The sequence below is a fragment of the Stakelama portus genome (genome assembly GCF_003171655.1).
GTDB lineage: Bacteria > Pseudomonadota > Alphaproteobacteria > Sphingomonadales > Sphingomonadaceae > Sphingomonas > Sphingomonas portus.
In genome coordinates, this window is sequence record NZ_QFZL01000004.1 from 395,723 (window position 1) to 411,102 (window position 15,380).

Below are 15,380 nucleotides of genomic sequence, written 5' to 3' on the forward strand. Positions count from 1 at the left end.
AGCGCAGTTTTCCGTGCAAAGTTCGCACTGGTTCGTGACGTAACGCGCGCGTGAGCGTGCCCGCGCGCGTAGGCACAGGCATGTGCGCGCGCGAGGAGCGATCGCGAAAGCGGCGGCATGGCGTGTCCCTCCGAAGCAGTTCAGCGGACATGCCGGATATGCCGATCGGGACCGTGTAGGACAGCGATTTTTTTGCTCCGCCGCCGCGCATTGCCGGGGGCGGAGCGGTTGCCGGATCAGGCCTGTTTGCCCGTTGCCCGGCGGACTTTCTGAATCGCGCGATAGGCGACCGACTTTGCCATGTTCTGATGCGGATAGCGTTTGGGTGCAGAGGGTTTCAGCCCGGCGTCGCGCAGCATCTGGTTGAGGCCATGGGCATGCGCTTCGCGATAGCTCCATTCCGACCGCCAGGTGATCGAGAAGCTGATCGAAACCTCCGGACCGTTCTGGACCCAGTGCGGCGCCTTTACCGGGACATAGATGGCCTCGCCCGGGCGGATGGTGATCGGCGTGCCGTGCGAGGCGATTTCGTCGCGATAGGGCAGGTTGCGATGGCCGCCGGCGTGAAATGCCTCGATCGCGTCGGGGCTGATCACGTCCCAGTCATCGGGGCGGAACACCGTCATCGTCTTTGACCCGCGCAATTGCAGCAGGATGTTGTGTTCGGGATCGATGTGGAACGGCGTGACGGCATTGGGCGACGAGATGAAGATGAACGCTTCGCGTTGGATCATCGCGCCGGTGCGCGGGCGAACCAGCGGCAGCAATTCGTCGAGCAGGCTGTCGAGCAGCGCGCAATATTCGGGATCCTGCTGAATGAATTTCAGCACCATCCAGCTGCCATTCTGCTCGATCGAGCGGATCGTCTGTTCGACCGAAAGGCCGTTTTCGCGCACGCTCGCCGGATCGACACCGATCGGCAGGTCGGCCAGATTCTGTTCGACATCGACCGGGCGGATGCGCCCGGCGAGCGCGATCAGCGATTCGAGTTCGAACATCCGGTGTCCGGCGAGGTGGTGCGTGAGCTGGCCCGCCTGTTCGGGATAGAGCTGGGCGAATCGCTCTTGTGCGGTGCTGTCGAAAACCGGGTCAGTCATTGGTCGTCATCCTGAGGGACAGGGGCTCCGCCGGCTGCGCGGCGTGCCCGGATCGTGGCGGCGGTTCGCTCGGCAAGGCGCACGAGCGCGAAAATGGACCGGCGGCGCAGCCCCGACAGCGGCACCGAAAGCCGGACGATGGTGCGCCGTTCTGCCCAGAGGCTGTTGATCATCGGATGGTCGGCCGAGGCGCAGCTGTCGGTCCAGGCGATTTCGGGCGAATCGAGCACCGCGTAATTTTCGAGCTGGATCAGGACGCCGGGCGAATAGCGGGCGAATTCCTCGTCAAACGCGATCTTGAACGAGAAGGCGCCGGGAGCGGTGCGGAAATTGACCAGCATCGCGATCGGCCGTTCGTCGAGATCGAGCCGCAGGATTTCGAGCCGGTCGGCATGCCAGGCACCGGTCAGCGCATCGCGGAAAAATGCCCGGGTGTCCGCATCGCAGGCAAGCGCCGAGCCGCTATCGCCTTTCCACCCCTTGCTTTCGAGCGACAGGAAGTGGTCGATCCAGCCGGGAAGGTCGGCGCTGTCGGCGAGCCGGTGAAAGCGGACATCGCCCAGTTCGTCGAGGCGGGTGCGCAGGCGTTTGAGCTCCTTGCGCTTTTTCTTGCGCACGGTCGCTTCGTAATAGGCCTGCGACCCGAGCGGCGAGGCGAGCATCGCGCGTTCGCTGTGCTGGACGATATCGCAGGCACGGCGGCGCAGCGCGGTGGCGGCCCGAAGCCCGCAATGGACCGGGCCGTCGGCGGCGATATTCTTGAGGTGGAGGAACCCGGGCGCCCAGGCCGCTGCGTCCAGCGTGTCGAGCAGCGCGCCCCAGGCGGCCACTTCGGCACCGGCGCGGATCAGCGGCGTATCGAGAAAGCTGTTATGATGCCCCAGATTAGCGACGATGCGGAAGGCGAGGCGGCTTTCGTGCCGTTCGATCCGCAGCGGGAAAAGCGCGATCAAGGTGCTGCCGTCGCGGACTTCGAGCAGATTCTGATCGGCGATGCCCGGCAGGCGCCTGATCCCGGCTTCGACGAACCAGCGTTCGGCAAAGGCATTGGGTTCGGCGGCGTGCAGCGCCAGGCTGTCCCAGTCGCGGTTCAGCGATGCGGGCAGCGCATCCAGCCGGTGCAGCGTCGCGGCGATGCCGGGCGATGCGGCGGCCGCCGGGGCGGTGTTCGCCTTCATCTCTCCCGCGCTGTCGATGTGCGTCGCGATAAACATGCCGATGATGCGGACCGATCCCTGCTGCCGTTGGAAGCGACGCTATCGCGCAACGGTTAAGATTTCGGCAGCCGGGCGGAAGCGGCGCAAAAGCAAAAGGCCGCGGTTCCGGTGTGGAACCGCGGCCCTTGCATGACCCCCGCCATGTGTCGGTTAGGGGTGTCCGGTGGTCAGGCGACCTTGGTTTCGGCCAGTTCGCCTTCTTCCGGATCGCGCAGCACATAGCCGCGGCCCCAGACGGTCTCGATATAGTTTTCGCCTTCGGTCGCCATGCTGAGCTTCTTGCGCAGCTTGCAGATGAAGACGTCGATGATCTTGAGTTCGGGCTCGTCCATCCCGCCATAGAGATGGTTGAGGAACATTTCCTTGGTCAGCGTCGTGCCCTTGCGCAGCGAAAGCAGCTCGAGCATCGCATATTCCTTGCCGGTCAGGTGCACGCGGGCGCCATCGACCTCGACCGTCTTGGCGTCGAGATTGACCGCCAGCTTGCCGGTGCGGATGACCGACTGGCTGTGCCCCTTCGAACGGCGGACGACCGCATGGATGCGGGCGACCAGTTCGTCGCGGTGGAACGGCTTGGTGACATAATCGTCGGCGCCGAAGCCGAAGCTGCGCACCTTGGAATCCATTTCGCTGATACCCGAAAGGATCAGTACCGGGGTTTGCACCCGAGCGACGCGCAGCTTCTTGAGCACGTCATAGCCGTGCATGTCCGGCAGATTGAGATCGAGCAGGATGATATCGTAATCATACAGCTTGCCCAGATCCAAGCCTTCCTCACCCAGGTCCGTCGAATAGACGTTGAAACCCTCGGTGGTGAGCATCAGCTCGATCGCCTTCGCCGTGGTCGGCTCGTCTTCGATCAGCAGTACGCGCATCGCCAGAATCCTTTGCCCCGTTTGTGTACGCCAGCCGCCTGATGACCAACGCGTCCTGAGTGATTCATTAACCTAAGCATGTCTGAAGGCAAAAGGTTAATTTCTTCCTAACCGGCCTGACTCCGCGAGTCGCGGGGGACAGGCCTGCCTTCGTCCCTGTTCACCACACCCTTTTACGGCGGTTGTTCATATTTATTAATTCGGGAAATTTACGCTTCCGTAATGCACCCTAGGGGTCGGGCGATCAGCTCTCGCCGCCGGGCGGGGCGATGTCCTCACCCAGCACGTCGCGCAGATAGAGGCTGCGGATCAGCGTGAAGATCACGACGAGCAGCGCGGCCGAAAAGAACAGTCCGAATATGCCGAAGACATAGCCGATGCCGATGATCGCGAAGAGCGTGATCGCGGGCGGAATCGCAATCACCCGCTGCTGGATATAGGGCGTGATGAAATTGGTCTGGACCAGCCGGACCAGCGCGAAGGCGATAAATGCCGCGACCAGCGTTCCGGGGCCCTGGGTCGCGGCGAGCGCGAGCGCGGGGATCATCGCGGCGGTCGGGCCGACATAGGGGATGAACTCGCTCAAGCCCGCGAGCAGGCCCAGCGCGGCGGAGGAGGGCACGCCTGCAATCCACAGGCCGAGCGCGACGAGCACCCCCATGCTGGTCATCAGGATGATCTGCGCGCGCAGCCAAAGCGACAGCGTGGCGCCGGCATCGTCAAGCGCATCGGCGAAGGGCGGGCGGCTGGCGGGCGGGATGAGCAACAACAGGCCGCGGCGATAGACGCCGGGATCGGCAGCAAGGAACAGCGCGCCGATCAGCAGCAGGATCATGTTGAGCAGCAATTCGATCGACCCCTGCGCCAGCCCGCCCAGATCATGCGCGACGCGCGAACCGGCAAAGGCGGCTTCGACAGCGTCATAGATTTTCTGGCCGACCGGCGATGTGGCGAGCATCGCGTGCAACTCATCGACGATCGCCGGAAGATCGGTGACGAAATTGTTGATCTGCGACCCGAACTGGACCGTGAACAGCCAGAGGAGGAAGGCGATGGCGAGCAGGATGGTCGCCATGCCCGCCGCGACGGCCCAGCGCGGACGCATGCCCACGCGCTCGCGATAGAAATCGGCGACTTCGCGGATGACGATGGCGCCGAGCACCGACCCGAAGGCGAGGATCAGCAGGTCGAGTGCGCGATAGAGCGCAGCGCCAACCGCCACGATCACTGCCAGCGCGATGACGCGGCGCAGGAAACGGGCATCGGATTCGTCGGGTTTCAGGCGGTTCACAGGCAAGGAACGTTCGGGAGGCGGAACGGGTTGCCGGGCTTTTTCCCCTGTCCCGAACCCGCCGCGGCGTTCAGGCGCGACGGCGGAGCCGGTTGGACCTGCGACGTGCCCCGCGCCGATCGCGCCGGCCGTCGCAAATGGCGGTCAGGCAGAGGTGCGGGCCGATTCGAGGTCGGCAGCCCAGGCGCGGCGCAGCGGGTTGATGCCCATCGCCACCACCGCCGCCATGGCGAACCCGGCGACGATCCAGATATCGCGCGTTCCCGGCGTATAGGACCAGGCCGCGATCCACGCGATCACCACCGTCGCGACCAACCCCGCGGCGACGTGCAATATCTCAATGATCGTGCGGATCGGCAGGCCGGTCATGTCAGGCAAGCATGCCCATCGGCGATTCGACCAGTTGCTTGAACGCCTTCATCAGTTCGGCACCGTCGGCGCCGTCGATGGCGCGATGGTCGAAGCTGCCGGTGGCGCTCATCACGGTGCGGATCTGCAGCGAATCATCGACCACCCAGGGGCGTTTTTCGCCGGCGCTGATCGCCATGATCATCGCCTGGGGCGGGTTGATCACGGCATCGAACTGCGAAATGCCGAACATGCCCATGTTGGAAATGCTGGCGGTGCCGCCCTGATATTCGTGCGGCTGGAGCTTGCCTTCCTTGGCGCGGCCGGCAAGTTCCTTCATCTCGGTAGAGATGGCGGCGAGCCCCTTGTTCGCTGCATCCTTGATGATCGGCGTGATCAGCCCGGCGGGCGTCGACACCGCGACCGAAACATCGGCGCGGCTATATTTGATCAGATTGGTGCCCGCGAAGGTGACGTTGCATTTGGGCGTCATTTCCAGCGCGATGCCCAGCGCCTTGATCAGCATGTCGTTGACCGACAGCTTCACGCCGCGCGAATCGAGCGCCTTGTTGAGTTCGCCGCGCAGCTTGAGCAGCGGATCGAGCACGATATCGACCGTGAGGTAGATGTGCGGGATCGTCTGCTTGGCTTCGGTAAGGCGGCGGGCGATCGTCTTGCGGATGTTGGAAAGCTTTTCGACTTCGTGCGGGATGCTCTCGTCGAAGGCGACTTCGGACGGCGCGGCGGCGGCAGCGGGCGCGCCTGCCGGTGCGGCCGCAGCCTGCGCAGGTGCCGAACCGGATTTGGCCGATTCGACATCGGCCTTGACGACGCGCCCATTGGGGCCGGACCCGGCGATCGAAGCGACATCGACACCCTTTTCAGCGGCGATGCGGCGCGCGAGCGGGCTTGCCTTTACACGATCCGAATCGCCGCTCTTCGCTGCGGGGGCAGGCGCCGGAGCAGGGGCGGGCGCCGGAGCCGGAGCAGCCTTGGCCTCCTCGGCGGGCTTTTCCTGCTTTGCGGCGGGCGCGGGAGCGGCGGCCTTGGCCGGAGCCTCGACATCGGACGCGTCTTCGCCGTCTTCGGCGATCAGCGCGATCACGGTGCCGACCTTCACATTGTCGGTGCCGGCGGGAACGAGGATCTTCGCAACCGTGCCTTCATCGACGGCTTCGAATTCCATCGTCGCCTTGTCGGTTTCGATCTCGGCCATCAGATCGCCGGAGGAGACGCTGTCGCCTTCCTTGATCAGCCATTTGGCGAGAGTGCCCTCTTCCATCGTGGGGGAAAGGGCGGGCATTTTGATTTCGATCGACATCAGGTTTCCCGTTATTGGGGTTCGGGCGTTCGGTCCTCTCTCTCGCCGCCGCCAAGGTCGCGGTCAAGACCGGCTTATTCGGCAATTACGTAGCGGACTTGCGCGGTGGCTTCTCCACTGTGCTAATGACGCCGGAGAGGAATTCGATCCATGCGCACCTATCTGGTCGTTATCGATGAAAGCCCTGAGGCGGAAATCGCCCTGCGCTTTGCCGCCCGCCGTGCGGTGAAAACCGGCGGAAATGTGGAAATTCTCGCGCTCGTGCCGCAGCCGGAATTCGTCCAGTGGGGCGGGGTGATGGCGACGATCGAGGATGAGGCGCTGCACCGTGCCGAAGCGCTGGTCACGCGCGCGGCGGGCACATTGCTCTCCGAATCGGGGCTGAAACCGGCGATCACCGTGCAGCGCGGCGACGGCGCGAAGATCATCCGCAAGATGATTGCCGAAGACAGCAACATCGCCGCATTGGTGCTGGGCGCCGCGCCCAGCGGTGCGCCGGGGCCGATGGTGGCGCATTTTTCGGGGAATGACGCGGGCAGCCTGCCGGTGCCGGTGTTCATCATTCCGGGCGGACTCGACAAGGAAGCGATCGACCGGCTGAGTTGATGCGCTGATTCATACGAAGTCGCTTGAGGCGCGGGGCGGTTCGCGCCAAGTCCTGCACCATGCGCATTTTGTTTTTCGCCGCCGCCCTGTTGCTTCCGTTCGTCGCGCGGGCACAGGATGCACCCGATCCCGCACGGCTGCGCGCCGATGTCGAAACGCTGGTCGGGTTCGGTACGCGCCACACGCTGTCGGACACGCAAAGCGATATGCGCGGCATCGGCGCGGCGCGGCGCTGGGCAATGGCGGAATTGTCGCGGATCGGCGATGCGTGCGATTGCATCGATGTCGCCAATATCGCACGCGGGTTCGACGGGCCGCGCGCGCCCGACGGCGTGCAGGTGGTCGATATACTGGGCTTTCAGCCGGGTGAGGACAGCCACCGCGTCGTCATCATCACGGCCCATATCGACAGCCGCGCGAGCGATGTCATGGATTTCACCAGCGATGCTCCGGGCGCGAACGACGATGGTTCGGGCGTCGCGCTGGTGATCGAAGCGGCGCGCATCCTTTCGCAGCAGAGGTTCCGGGCGACGATCGTCTATGCGCTGTTGTCGGGTGAGGAACAGGGGCTGTGGGGCGGCGAACTGCTTGCGGAAACGGCGCAGCAAAATGGCTGGGACGTGCTGGCGGTGCTCAACAACGATATCGTCGGCAACACGGTTGGGCAGGACGGGCGCGTCATCGCCGATCGCGTGCGGGTGTTTTCCGAAGGGATACGCGTGTCGGAGGACCTCGATGCGCAACTGGCCCGGCGTGCCGCGGGCGGCGAGGATGACGGGCCGAGTCGTGCGCTCGCCAAGGCGATCGATGGCGTAGCGCAGGATATGCCCGACGGGCTCGACGTCTTCCTGGTCCGCCGGCCCGACCGGTTCGGGCGTGGCGGCGATCATATCCCGTTTCTGGCGCGCGGATATCCGGCGGTCCGCTTCACATCGGGGGTCGAGCTTTACGATGCGCAGCATCAGGACGTGCGGCGCGAGGGCGCGCGGGTGTTCGGCGACACGCCCGACCGGATGGACTTCGCCTATCTGGCGAAAGTGACGGCGCTCAATATCGCGGTGGTGCGGCGGCTGGCCAATGCGCCCGACGCGCCGCGGGCCGTGGCGATTTCAGGCGCGCTGGCGACCGATACGCAGGTGCGTTGGGAGCCGGTCGAGGGCGCGGCGGGATATCGCATCCACTGGCGCCGGACGGATGATGCGGACTGGACCGAAAGCAGGGACATCACCGGCACCGAAGCGACGCTGGAAGGCGTGGTGGTCGACGATCATTTCATCGGCGTTTCGGCGCTGGCGCCGGACGGTTCGGAAAGCCTGGTGACGTTCGGCACGCGCGGGCGGCGCTAGCCTCTGACCTAGGTCGTGAACCGTTCGTCCTGAACAGCCATTGCGCTTGTCGAAAGGCGTATCGAAGGGCCCTTCGATACGGGTCTTCGCCAGGCTCAGCCCTGCTCAGGGCGAACGGAAAAGTAACAGGACAGACTTCAGAAACGCGCGATCAGCGTCGCGTCAGTTTCCCGCGCCGTTCGGGAATGCGACGGCGCGAAGGCGTGCGGACGGTTTCGGTGGTGTAATAGCTGTCCGACGTTTCATAGACCTGTTCCTCCACCGTGGTGGTGGTGGTCGTGGTCGTCACGCTGGAACCGCCGCCCTGAACCACGACGACGGTCGTGGTCGGCACGACATAATAGCCGCCGCCATAATAGGTGTTGCAGCCGCATCCCTGTGCCTGCGGATAGCCGTACTGCACCGCCGGCGGAGCGACCGCCGGCGGCACATTCCCCCCCCCGGAGGATCCGTAATAGCGATAGCCGTCCTGCTGCTGGCCGGCATAGCCCGCATAGCTTTGCGACTGGGCATAGGCGCTCGCACTGGCGCTTGCGCCGCCCCAGGGAATGCCGCTGACACTGTCCCAGATGCGGCCGTCGCGATCGACCAGCACGGCATCGTCATAATAGCGGAACCAGAAATAGCCCTGCGCCGGCGCGGCGAGATGCCAGTAATTATAGTTGGGCACGCGGAAGCGCGTATCGAACCAATAGGGCGGCAACGAAGCGCCGCGTCGCAGCGGGCGATAGCCGTTCCAGCCGCCCGGCGCTTCCCAGCCGGCGTGCCAGCGGCCGTTGACATTGGCGTTCCAGTCGCTGCCGGGGCGATCCGCGCCCGCGCTCCAGCGTCCGTCGGTAAGGACGCGGCGCTGACTGACATCCTGCGCGGCGGCCGGCGACGTCAGCGCCCCGGCGGCCAATATGGATGCTGCGATACCCAGAACTCGTTTCACTTCACGCTCCTCAGCCCGGACCCCCGCCCGATATGGCTAACGCAACGTTACCATCGCAGGCGGGCTGCTCCCAATGGCGGATTGGCGCGGACGAGTCCCGATGCGGGTCAGGAAGGTCAGACGAGTCGCGGGGCGAGCAGCCGCATCAGCGCCTCGCATCCCGCCGCATCGCCGGCATCGAAACGGCCCGGCGAGGGGCTGTCGAGATCGAGCACGCCGAGCAGTTCGCCCTGATAGAGGATCGGGACGACGAGTTCCGATGCGCTTTCCGCATCGCAGGCGATATGGCCGGGAAATGCATGGACGTCGGCCACCAGCTGCGTTTCGCGCTGTTGCGCGGCAGTGCCGCACACACCCTGGCCCAGGGGGATGCGGATGCACGCCGCCTTGCCCTGAAACGGGCCGAGCACCAGTTCGCCGCCGACATTGCGATAGAATCCCGCCCAGTTGAGATCGGGCAGAAATTGCCACAGCAGCGCCGCCGTATTGGCCATGTTGGCGATCGCATCGCTCTCGCCGGCGGTAAGTCCGTCGAGCGCGGATTCGAGATCGCGGTACAATTCGGCGCGATCGGCGCCGGCAATGTCGAACGTGAACATGGCCGGGCATTTAGGTGCGCCGGGGCGTTCTTGCCAGCGTTCGCTGCGAAACCGCCCGTCGCGCCTTTGCGTCGCCAGAGCGCATCGTGCTTGGGCATCGACGTGCAAATCTGCATGCAGGCCCGATCGCGCCCCTTTGGGCGATGGAGAGGGCACATGATTTTCGCGCTAATGTCCGCGACGCTGCTGTCCGCAGCGGCGACGGGATCGACGCCGCCGGAACCCGAATGGAAGGTGGTGACGGCTTCGATCAACGACCGGCAGCTGATGCTGCAATGGGTGGATCGCGAATCGATTGCGCGCCCCGACACCAACACGCGCATCGCCTGGACCTATTTCATCACAATGAACGATGCGATTCACGCCCGTGCGCAATTCGATTGCGTAGGCAGGCGCTGGGAACTCGACCGGATTTCGATCGAACTGCCCGACGGCACGGTGACTCAGGTTCCGGGCAGCAGCGGGTGGCAGGAAGTTCCCTATGACCGGCCGATCGGGCGGGTGCTCGATTTCGTCTGTTCGGGCGGGACGACCGCGACCGATCTGGAAATGTCGATCGCCAACGGCACGCCGGTGGCGGCTTCGCGCGAAGTGTTGCGGCAATATGCCGCGCGTGCCGATGCCGCGCGACAAAATACCGAGCGGCAGACACAGCATCAGAATTCGGGGCAGAATTCGAGCCGGCCGGTTCAGCAGCGCCGCGCGACCGGCAACAGCGCCAACTGAAGCGCGTCAGTCGAGGCGCACCTTGCCGCGCCCGGCCTTGACGGCGCTGCGGCTCTTCTTCGCGTCGACGCGTCTTGCCTTTGCCGCGCGCGACGGGCGGGTCTTTACGCGTTTCGCATCGCGCTGATGCGCTTTGGCGACGAGGTCGGCGAGCCGTTCGCGCGCGTCGGACCGGTTGGCTTCCTGTGTGCGGAAACGCCGCGCGGTAAGGATCAGTTCGCCGCCCGAGGTCATCCGGCTGCCCGCGAGCTCCTTCAGTCGGGCATAGGCATAGGGCGGAAGGCCGAGGCGGAAGACGTCGACGCGCAGCTGCACCGCGGTTGCGACCTTGTTGACATTCTGCCCGCCGGGGCCGCTCGCGGCGAGGAAGCGTTCCTCGACAATCGCATCGTCGGGAATGGTGAAGCCGGTCACGGCGCAAAGCCCGATGCGGCGAAATGCGGCGGCAGCGGCGCACCGGCATTGACGTCGGCCTTGCCGGGCCGCGGCACGGTGAGATTGGCCGCGTGCAGCATCATTGCCGGGCCGCCCGCGCCATAGACCGGATCGCCCATAATCGGGATGCCCAGCCCTTCGGCGGCATGGACGCGGATCTGATGCGTGCGGCCGGTTTCGGGGAAAAAGGCAATGAGCGCGCGGCCATTACCCGAATCGATCCGGCGCCAGCGGGTGCGGGCGGGTTTTCCCGACGGATCACCGCGCATCCGCCAGCCGGTCGCCGCGCTCGACACCTTGGCGAGCGGCAGGTCGATCATGCCGCTATCGGCATCGGGAATGCCGTCGAGCACGGCGAGATAGCGTTTGGTGACGATGCCATTCTCAAACGCCTGGGCGAAGCGTTTCAGCGCCTTGGGATTGCGCGCGAGCAACAGGCAGCCGCTGGTGTCGCGATCGAGCCGATGCACTGCGACGGGGAGCCGCTGAAAGCCGAAGGCAAGCTCGTCCAGTCGCCCGTTGACGCTGGGCGAACCATCGCGCGGGGTATCGACCGGCAGGCCCGCCGGTTTGTCGATCACGATGGCTTCGGCATCGATGAAGAGAACTCTGTTTGCCAGCATGAGCGCCTCTATAAACGATGCCGCAAAATCCGCGAGCCGATCATAGCCGGATATCGCGCGCCGGACCGTTCATTTCATGCGACGACCACTATCGCTCAGTCCCGCGCCGGCCATGCGCGGGCAACTTGTAACGTGTATAGAACGATTCGGGTGGGGCCTGGAAGGCCGTCAGGAGTACGGCCATGTATCTGGTTCAACGTTTGAGTTGTCTGTTCGGAAAACATCGACGCGACTCGCGCCGAGCGCATCGCGACGAGATGGTTATGCGCAGCCGGTGCAAGGGATGCGGGCGGGCGATGGTCAAGGACGAACGGGGCTGGGCGCTCGAGCGCAAGCGCTAAGCGGCTTCGCACACGGACTTCTTCAACCGACGTTCATGTCGGTGGCGTCACAGATATTGGGGCGCTACACCAGCGTGCATGAAATCCGTTCTGGGGGAGATCCGAATGCGTTCCTTGATCTGTTCGTCCGTTTCCATGGCCGCGGCTGCGGCGATGCTCCATGCCGCACCGGCGCTTGCGCAGGATAAGCCCCTGTGGAGCGACACCGGCACGATTGTCGAGGACAGCTGGGTCGATGCCGACGGGCACCATTTCGCCGACAAGGAAGTCGTGCTGCAGGAAGGCGTCCGGTATCGCGTATCCGCGACATCGGGCGATATCGACACGGTCCTGACGGTTTTCGCGCCGCGCAGCGAGGAAGTCGTCGAAACCAATGACGACGGACCCGACGGCACGGACTCCGTGCTGACCTTCATGGCGTCCAGGACCGGCCCCTATCGGCTGCGCGTGGCGAGCTATGAGCCCGAACAGTTCGGCGATTATATGCTGAGCATCGCGACGGCTGCGCCCCCCGCGCCGCCGCAGCCCTTTACCGGCCGTTCGGAGACGGTTGTCTGGACGGTGCATGAGGGCACGCTGGACGATAGCGGCGAAGGCGACGCGTCGGCCGATTTCCTGATCCATCTGGAAGCCGGAAAGGACGTTTCGATCGGCGCGAAGTCGGACGATTTCGATGTCGTGCTGTCGCTGTTTTCCGCGCAGGATCGTTTCGGCGAACCGGTGGCGGGCGATGACGATAGCGGCGGCGGCACCAATGCGATGCTGACCTTCACGCCCGAGGAAACGGGCGACTATATCATCCGTGTCGGTTCCTATGAAGGATCGGGCACGGGCGCCTATACGGTCAGCGTTCAAAAATAACCCCGGCTGCAGGCGATTTGAACCGGTGGCATGATCTGTCCCGGTTGAATCCTGCGGCGACCCGTCCTAGCGAGACCGCACTCTGGATGCAGCGTGCGGTCTTTGCTGTATCCGACGGATATCGATGGAGCTTGTCTTGGCTGATTCCTATGATGTGATCGTTCTGGGTTCGGGACCCGGCGGATATGTCGCCGCGATCCGGGCTGCGCAGCTGGGCCTCAAGACCGCGATCGTCGAGCGCGAGCTGCTCGGCGGTATCTGTCTCAACTGGGGGTGCATCCCGACCAAGGCGCTGCTGCGTTCGGCCGAGATCTTCCACCATATGCAGCACGCCAAGGATTATGGCCTGGCCGCGGAAAAGATCACCGCCGATCTGGATGCAGTGGTCAAGCGCTCGCGCGGCGTTGCCAAGCAGCTCAATCAGGGCGTCACGCACCTGATGAAGAAGAACAAGATTGCGGTGCATATGGGCACCGGTACGCTGACGGGTAAAGGCCGGTTGTCGGTCAAGGATGCCGATGGCAAGACGACCGAGCTTTCCGCAAAGCACATCATCGTCGCGACCGGCGCACGGGCGCGCGAGCTGCCCTTTGCCAAGGCGGACGGCAAGCGCATCTGGACCTATCGCCACGCAATGACGCCGAGCGAGATGCCGACCAAATTGCTGGTGATGGGATCGGGCGCGATCGGCATCGAATTCGCCAGCTTCTACAATGATATGGGCGCCGATGTGACCGTGGTTGAAATGCTCGACCGGATCGTGCCGGTCGAGGATGAAGCGGTCTCCGCCTTCCTGGAAAAGCAGCTCAAGAAACAGGGCATGACGATCCGGACCGGCGCAGGCGTCGAAAGCATCGACGTCACGGCCAAGGGCGTCACCGCGAAGATCAAGGGCAAGGACGGCAAGGTCGAAACCGCCGAGTTCAGCCATGTCATTTCGGCGGTCGGCATCGTGCCGAATACCGAGGAAATCGGCCTGGAAAAGCTGGGCGTGAAGACCGAACGCGGCTTCATCCAGATCGACGATTATGGTCGTACCGGCGTGGCGGGCATCTGGGCGATCGGCGATTGCGTGCCCGGCCCCTGGCTGGCGCACAAGGCGAGCCATGAAGGCGTGACGGCGGCGGAATCGATCGCCAAGGAACTGGGCAACAAGGATGTCCATCCGCACGGTCTGGATCGCAACAACATCCCCGGCTGCACCTATTGCCACCCGCAGATCGCCAGCGTCGGCATGACCGAAGCCAAGGCAAAGGAAGCGGGATATGAGGTGAAGGTCGGCATGTTCCCGTTCATCGGCAACGGCAAGGCGATTGCGCTGGGCGAACCGGAGGGCTTCACCAAGACCGTGTTCGACGCCAAGACCGGCGAATTGCTCGGCGCGCATATGGTCGGCGCGGAAGTGACCGAAATGATTCAGGGCTATGTCGTCGGCAAGACGCTGGAAACGACCGAGGCCGAGCTGATCCAGACGATCTTCCCGCACCCGACGATCAGCGAATCGATGCACGAAAGCGTGCTGGCGGCCTATGGACGCGCAGTCCATATATGATCCGCGCGCTATCCACGCTCGCATTCGCGCTGGTTGTCGCTAATCCAGCGGCGGCTCAGGAGCGCACGCTTGTAGCGGCGGACTATGCCGCTGACGCTGTTGCGCTCGATACGATGGTCGCATTCGGATACGCCTATCTCGACCGGTTTGAGGGAGGCGTTCCGCCGCATTCGGCAGAGCTCGATGCCGAACGCGATGCGGTCCACGATGCGGACTCGTTGCTGCATTATGCGGAGGACAAGCTGGCGTCGCTCGCCGATCATCACGCGATTACCGGCCGGTCGTTCCGCGATGATTGGGCGATCGTGCCGAGCTATTCGGATCTGTGGGTCGAGCCGGAGGGGGACGCCTATCGGATTACTGCCGTGCGCGAGGACAGCCCGGCAGCGGGCGCTGGCATCGTTGCTGGCGACCGGCTGGTCGCAGTCGGCGGCGTGCCGGTGGCGGATGCCGTCGCGGCATTCTGGGCGCCGCTGGGGCTGCTGCCCGAGGGGGACCGGCTGGGTTATGCCGCGCGGGTGCTGGCGGCGGGACGGCGCGACCGGCCACGCAGCCTGACAGTGGCAGGTGCGGATGGGCGTGCGCGGACACTGGAACTGCCCAATCTATATACTGTCGAGCAACGCGACAGGCCGCCGCTGACGGTGACCACCGCCAATGACGGTACGGTGATCCGTTTCAACAATTCGGTCGGCGACGATGCTGCCGTGGCGGCGTTCGACGATGCCATGGCGGCGATCGATCCGGATAGTCCGGTGACGATCGACCTGCGCGACACGCCCGGCGGCGGCAATACCGTCGTCGCCCGTGCGATCCTGGGCTGGTTCGTCACCGGACCCACGGGCTATCAGATGCATAACCTTCCGCTGGAGGAACGCCAGACCGGCGTGCCGCGCCAGTGGGTTGAGCAGGTGTTGCCGCGCGCGGGCAAATATCACCCCGGGCCTGTGCGCGTGCTGGTCGGACGCTGGACCGGCAGCATGGGCGAGGGAATTGCGATCGGTTTCGCCGCGATGGGCAAGCCGGTGATCGGCGACCGCATGGCCGGGCTCGTCGGCGCGGTCTATGACGAAGCGCTGCCGGCGAGCGGGCTGGTGGTGAAAGTGCCCGCCGAACGGCTGATGATGATCGACGGGACGCCGCGCGAGGACTTCGTTCCTGCGGAGGAATAGCCGAACGGCAGCGCCCGACGATCGAGCGCTGCCGTC

The 15,380-nt window shown here is 64.7% G+C and carries 16 protein-coding genes; 6 read left to right on the forward strand and 10 right to left on the reverse strand.

Annotated elements, in window-relative coordinates; genetic code table 11:
- Window positions 1-236: 236 nt before the first annotated feature.
- From DKB74_RS13365 to DKB74_RS13390, 6 genes are all read right to left on the reverse strand, one after another.
- Window positions 237-1,097, reverse strand: a complete 861-nt coding sequence (locus DKB74_RS13365; protein ID WP_109808643.1) for a cupin-like domain-containing protein — start codon at window positions 1,095-1,097, stop codon at window positions 237-239.
- Window positions 1,094-2,311, reverse strand: a complete 1,218-nt coding sequence (locus tag DKB74_RS13370) for a GNAT family N-acetyltransferase (RefSeq protein WP_239987518.1) — start codon at window positions 2,309-2,311, stop codon at window positions 1,094-1,096. The genes DKB74_RS13365 and DKB74_RS13370 overlap by 4 nt, the downstream gene beginning before the upstream one ends.
- Before the next feature lie 170 nt (window positions 2,312-2,481).
- Complete coding sequence (gene ctrA / locus DKB74_RS13375; protein WP_109808644.1) at window positions 2,482-3,189, reverse strand: response regulator transcription factor CtrA; 708 nt, start codon at window positions 3,187-3,189, stop codon at window positions 2,482-2,484.
- Between the two features lie 244 nt (window positions 3,190-3,433).
- Window positions 3,434-4,480 carry an AI-2E family transporter gene (locus tag DKB74_RS13380; RefSeq protein ID WP_109808645.1) on the reverse strand — a complete coding sequence of 349 codons (1,047 nt, stop codon included), beginning with the start codon at window positions 4,478-4,480 and terminating at the stop codon, window positions 3,434-3,436.
- A 144-nt stretch (window positions 4,481-4,624) separates the two neighbouring features.
- Complete coding sequence (locus tag DKB74_RS13385; protein WP_109808646.1) at window positions 4,625-4,849, reverse strand: hypothetical protein; 225 nt, start codon at window positions 4,847-4,849, stop codon at window positions 4,625-4,627.
- Window position 4,850: 1 nt separating this feature from the next.
- A complete protein-coding gene (locus tag DKB74_RS13390; protein ID WP_109808647.1) occupies window positions 4,851-6,149 on the reverse strand; it encodes a pyruvate dehydrogenase complex dihydrolipoamide acetyltransferase in 1,299 nt (432 codons plus the stop codon).
- A gap of 150 nt (window positions 6,150-6,299) precedes the next feature.
- Here DKB74_RS13390 and DKB74_RS13395 point away from each other — a divergent pair, with 150 nt between their 5' ends.
- Window positions 6,300-6,755: a universal stress protein gene (locus DKB74_RS13395; RefSeq protein WP_109808648.1), complete on the forward strand. Its 456-nt coding sequence runs from the start codon at window positions 6,300-6,302 to the stop codon at window positions 6,753-6,755.
- A gap of 59 nt (window positions 6,756-6,814) precedes the next feature.
- Window positions 6,815-8,101 (forward strand): M28 family metallopeptidase, encoded by a 1,287-nt coding sequence (locus tag DKB74_RS13400; protein ID WP_109808649.1) that lies wholly within the window; start codon window positions 6,815-6,817, stop codon window positions 8,099-8,101.
- Window positions 8,102-8,252: 151 nt separating this feature from the next.
- Here the strand turns inward: DKB74_RS13400 and DKB74_RS13405 are convergent, their stop codons facing one another.
- Both DKB74_RS13405 and DKB74_RS13410 read right to left on the reverse strand, forming a co-directional pair.
- Window positions 8,253-9,035: an RcnB family protein gene (locus tag DKB74_RS13405; RefSeq protein WP_109808650.1), complete on the reverse strand. Its 783-nt coding sequence runs from the start codon at window positions 9,033-9,035 to the stop codon at window positions 8,253-8,255.
- 116 nt (window positions 9,036-9,151) lie between these two features.
- Window positions 9,152-9,634 (reverse strand): GAF domain-containing protein, encoded by a 483-nt coding sequence (locus DKB74_RS13410; RefSeq protein WP_109808651.1) that lies wholly within the window; start codon window positions 9,632-9,634, stop codon window positions 9,152-9,154.
- A 156-nt stretch (window positions 9,635-9,790) separates the two neighbouring features.
- On the opposite strand from DKB74_RS13410, the gene DKB74_RS13415 reads away from it, so the two are divergent.
- On the forward strand, window positions 9,791-10,360 hold the full coding sequence (locus DKB74_RS13415) for a hypothetical protein (RefSeq protein ID WP_145961000.1): 570 nt from the start codon (window positions 9,791-9,793) through the stop codon (window positions 10,358-10,360).
- A 6-nt stretch (window positions 10,361-10,366) separates the two neighbouring features.
- On the opposite strand, the gene arfB is transcribed toward DKB74_RS13415, so the two are convergent.
- The gene (gene arfB, locus DKB74_RS13420) at window positions 10,367-10,774 is read right to left on the reverse strand and encodes an alternative ribosome rescue aminoacyl-tRNA hydrolase ArfB (protein ID WP_109808653.1); all 408 of its coding nucleotides are present in this window, start codon (window positions 10,772-10,774) and stop codon (window positions 10,367-10,369) included.
- The gene (locus DKB74_RS13425) at window positions 10,771-11,418 is read right to left on the reverse strand and encodes an RluA family pseudouridine synthase (RefSeq protein WP_109808654.1); all 648 of its coding nucleotides are present in this window, start codon (window positions 11,416-11,418) and stop codon (window positions 10,771-10,773) included. Before DKB74_RS13425 ends, arfB begins: the two co-directional genes overlap by 4 nt.
- A gap of 446 nt (window positions 11,419-11,864) precedes the next feature.
- Here DKB74_RS13425 and DKB74_RS13430 point away from each other — a divergent pair, with 446 nt between their 5' ends.
- The 3 genes from DKB74_RS13430 (at window position 11,865) to DKB74_RS13440 (ending at window position 15,344) form a co-directional block, all read left to right on the forward strand.
- Window positions 11,865-12,620 carry a hypothetical protein gene (locus tag DKB74_RS13430; protein ID WP_145961001.1) on the forward strand — a complete coding sequence of 252 codons (756 nt, stop codon included), beginning with the start codon at window positions 11,865-11,867 and terminating at the stop codon, window positions 12,618-12,620.
- Between the two features lie 136 nt (window positions 12,621-12,756).
- Window positions 12,757-14,172, forward strand: a complete 1,416-nt coding sequence (gene lpdA, locus DKB74_RS13435) for a dihydrolipoyl dehydrogenase (RefSeq protein WP_109808830.1) — start codon at window positions 12,757-12,759, stop codon at window positions 14,170-14,172.
- Entirely contained in the window at window positions 14,169-15,344 is a 1,176-nt protein-coding gene (locus DKB74_RS13440; protein WP_109808656.1) for a S41 family peptidase, read from the forward strand. Before lpdA ends, DKB74_RS13440 begins: the two co-directional genes overlap by 4 nt.
- Window positions 15,345-15,380: the final 36 nt, after the last annotated feature.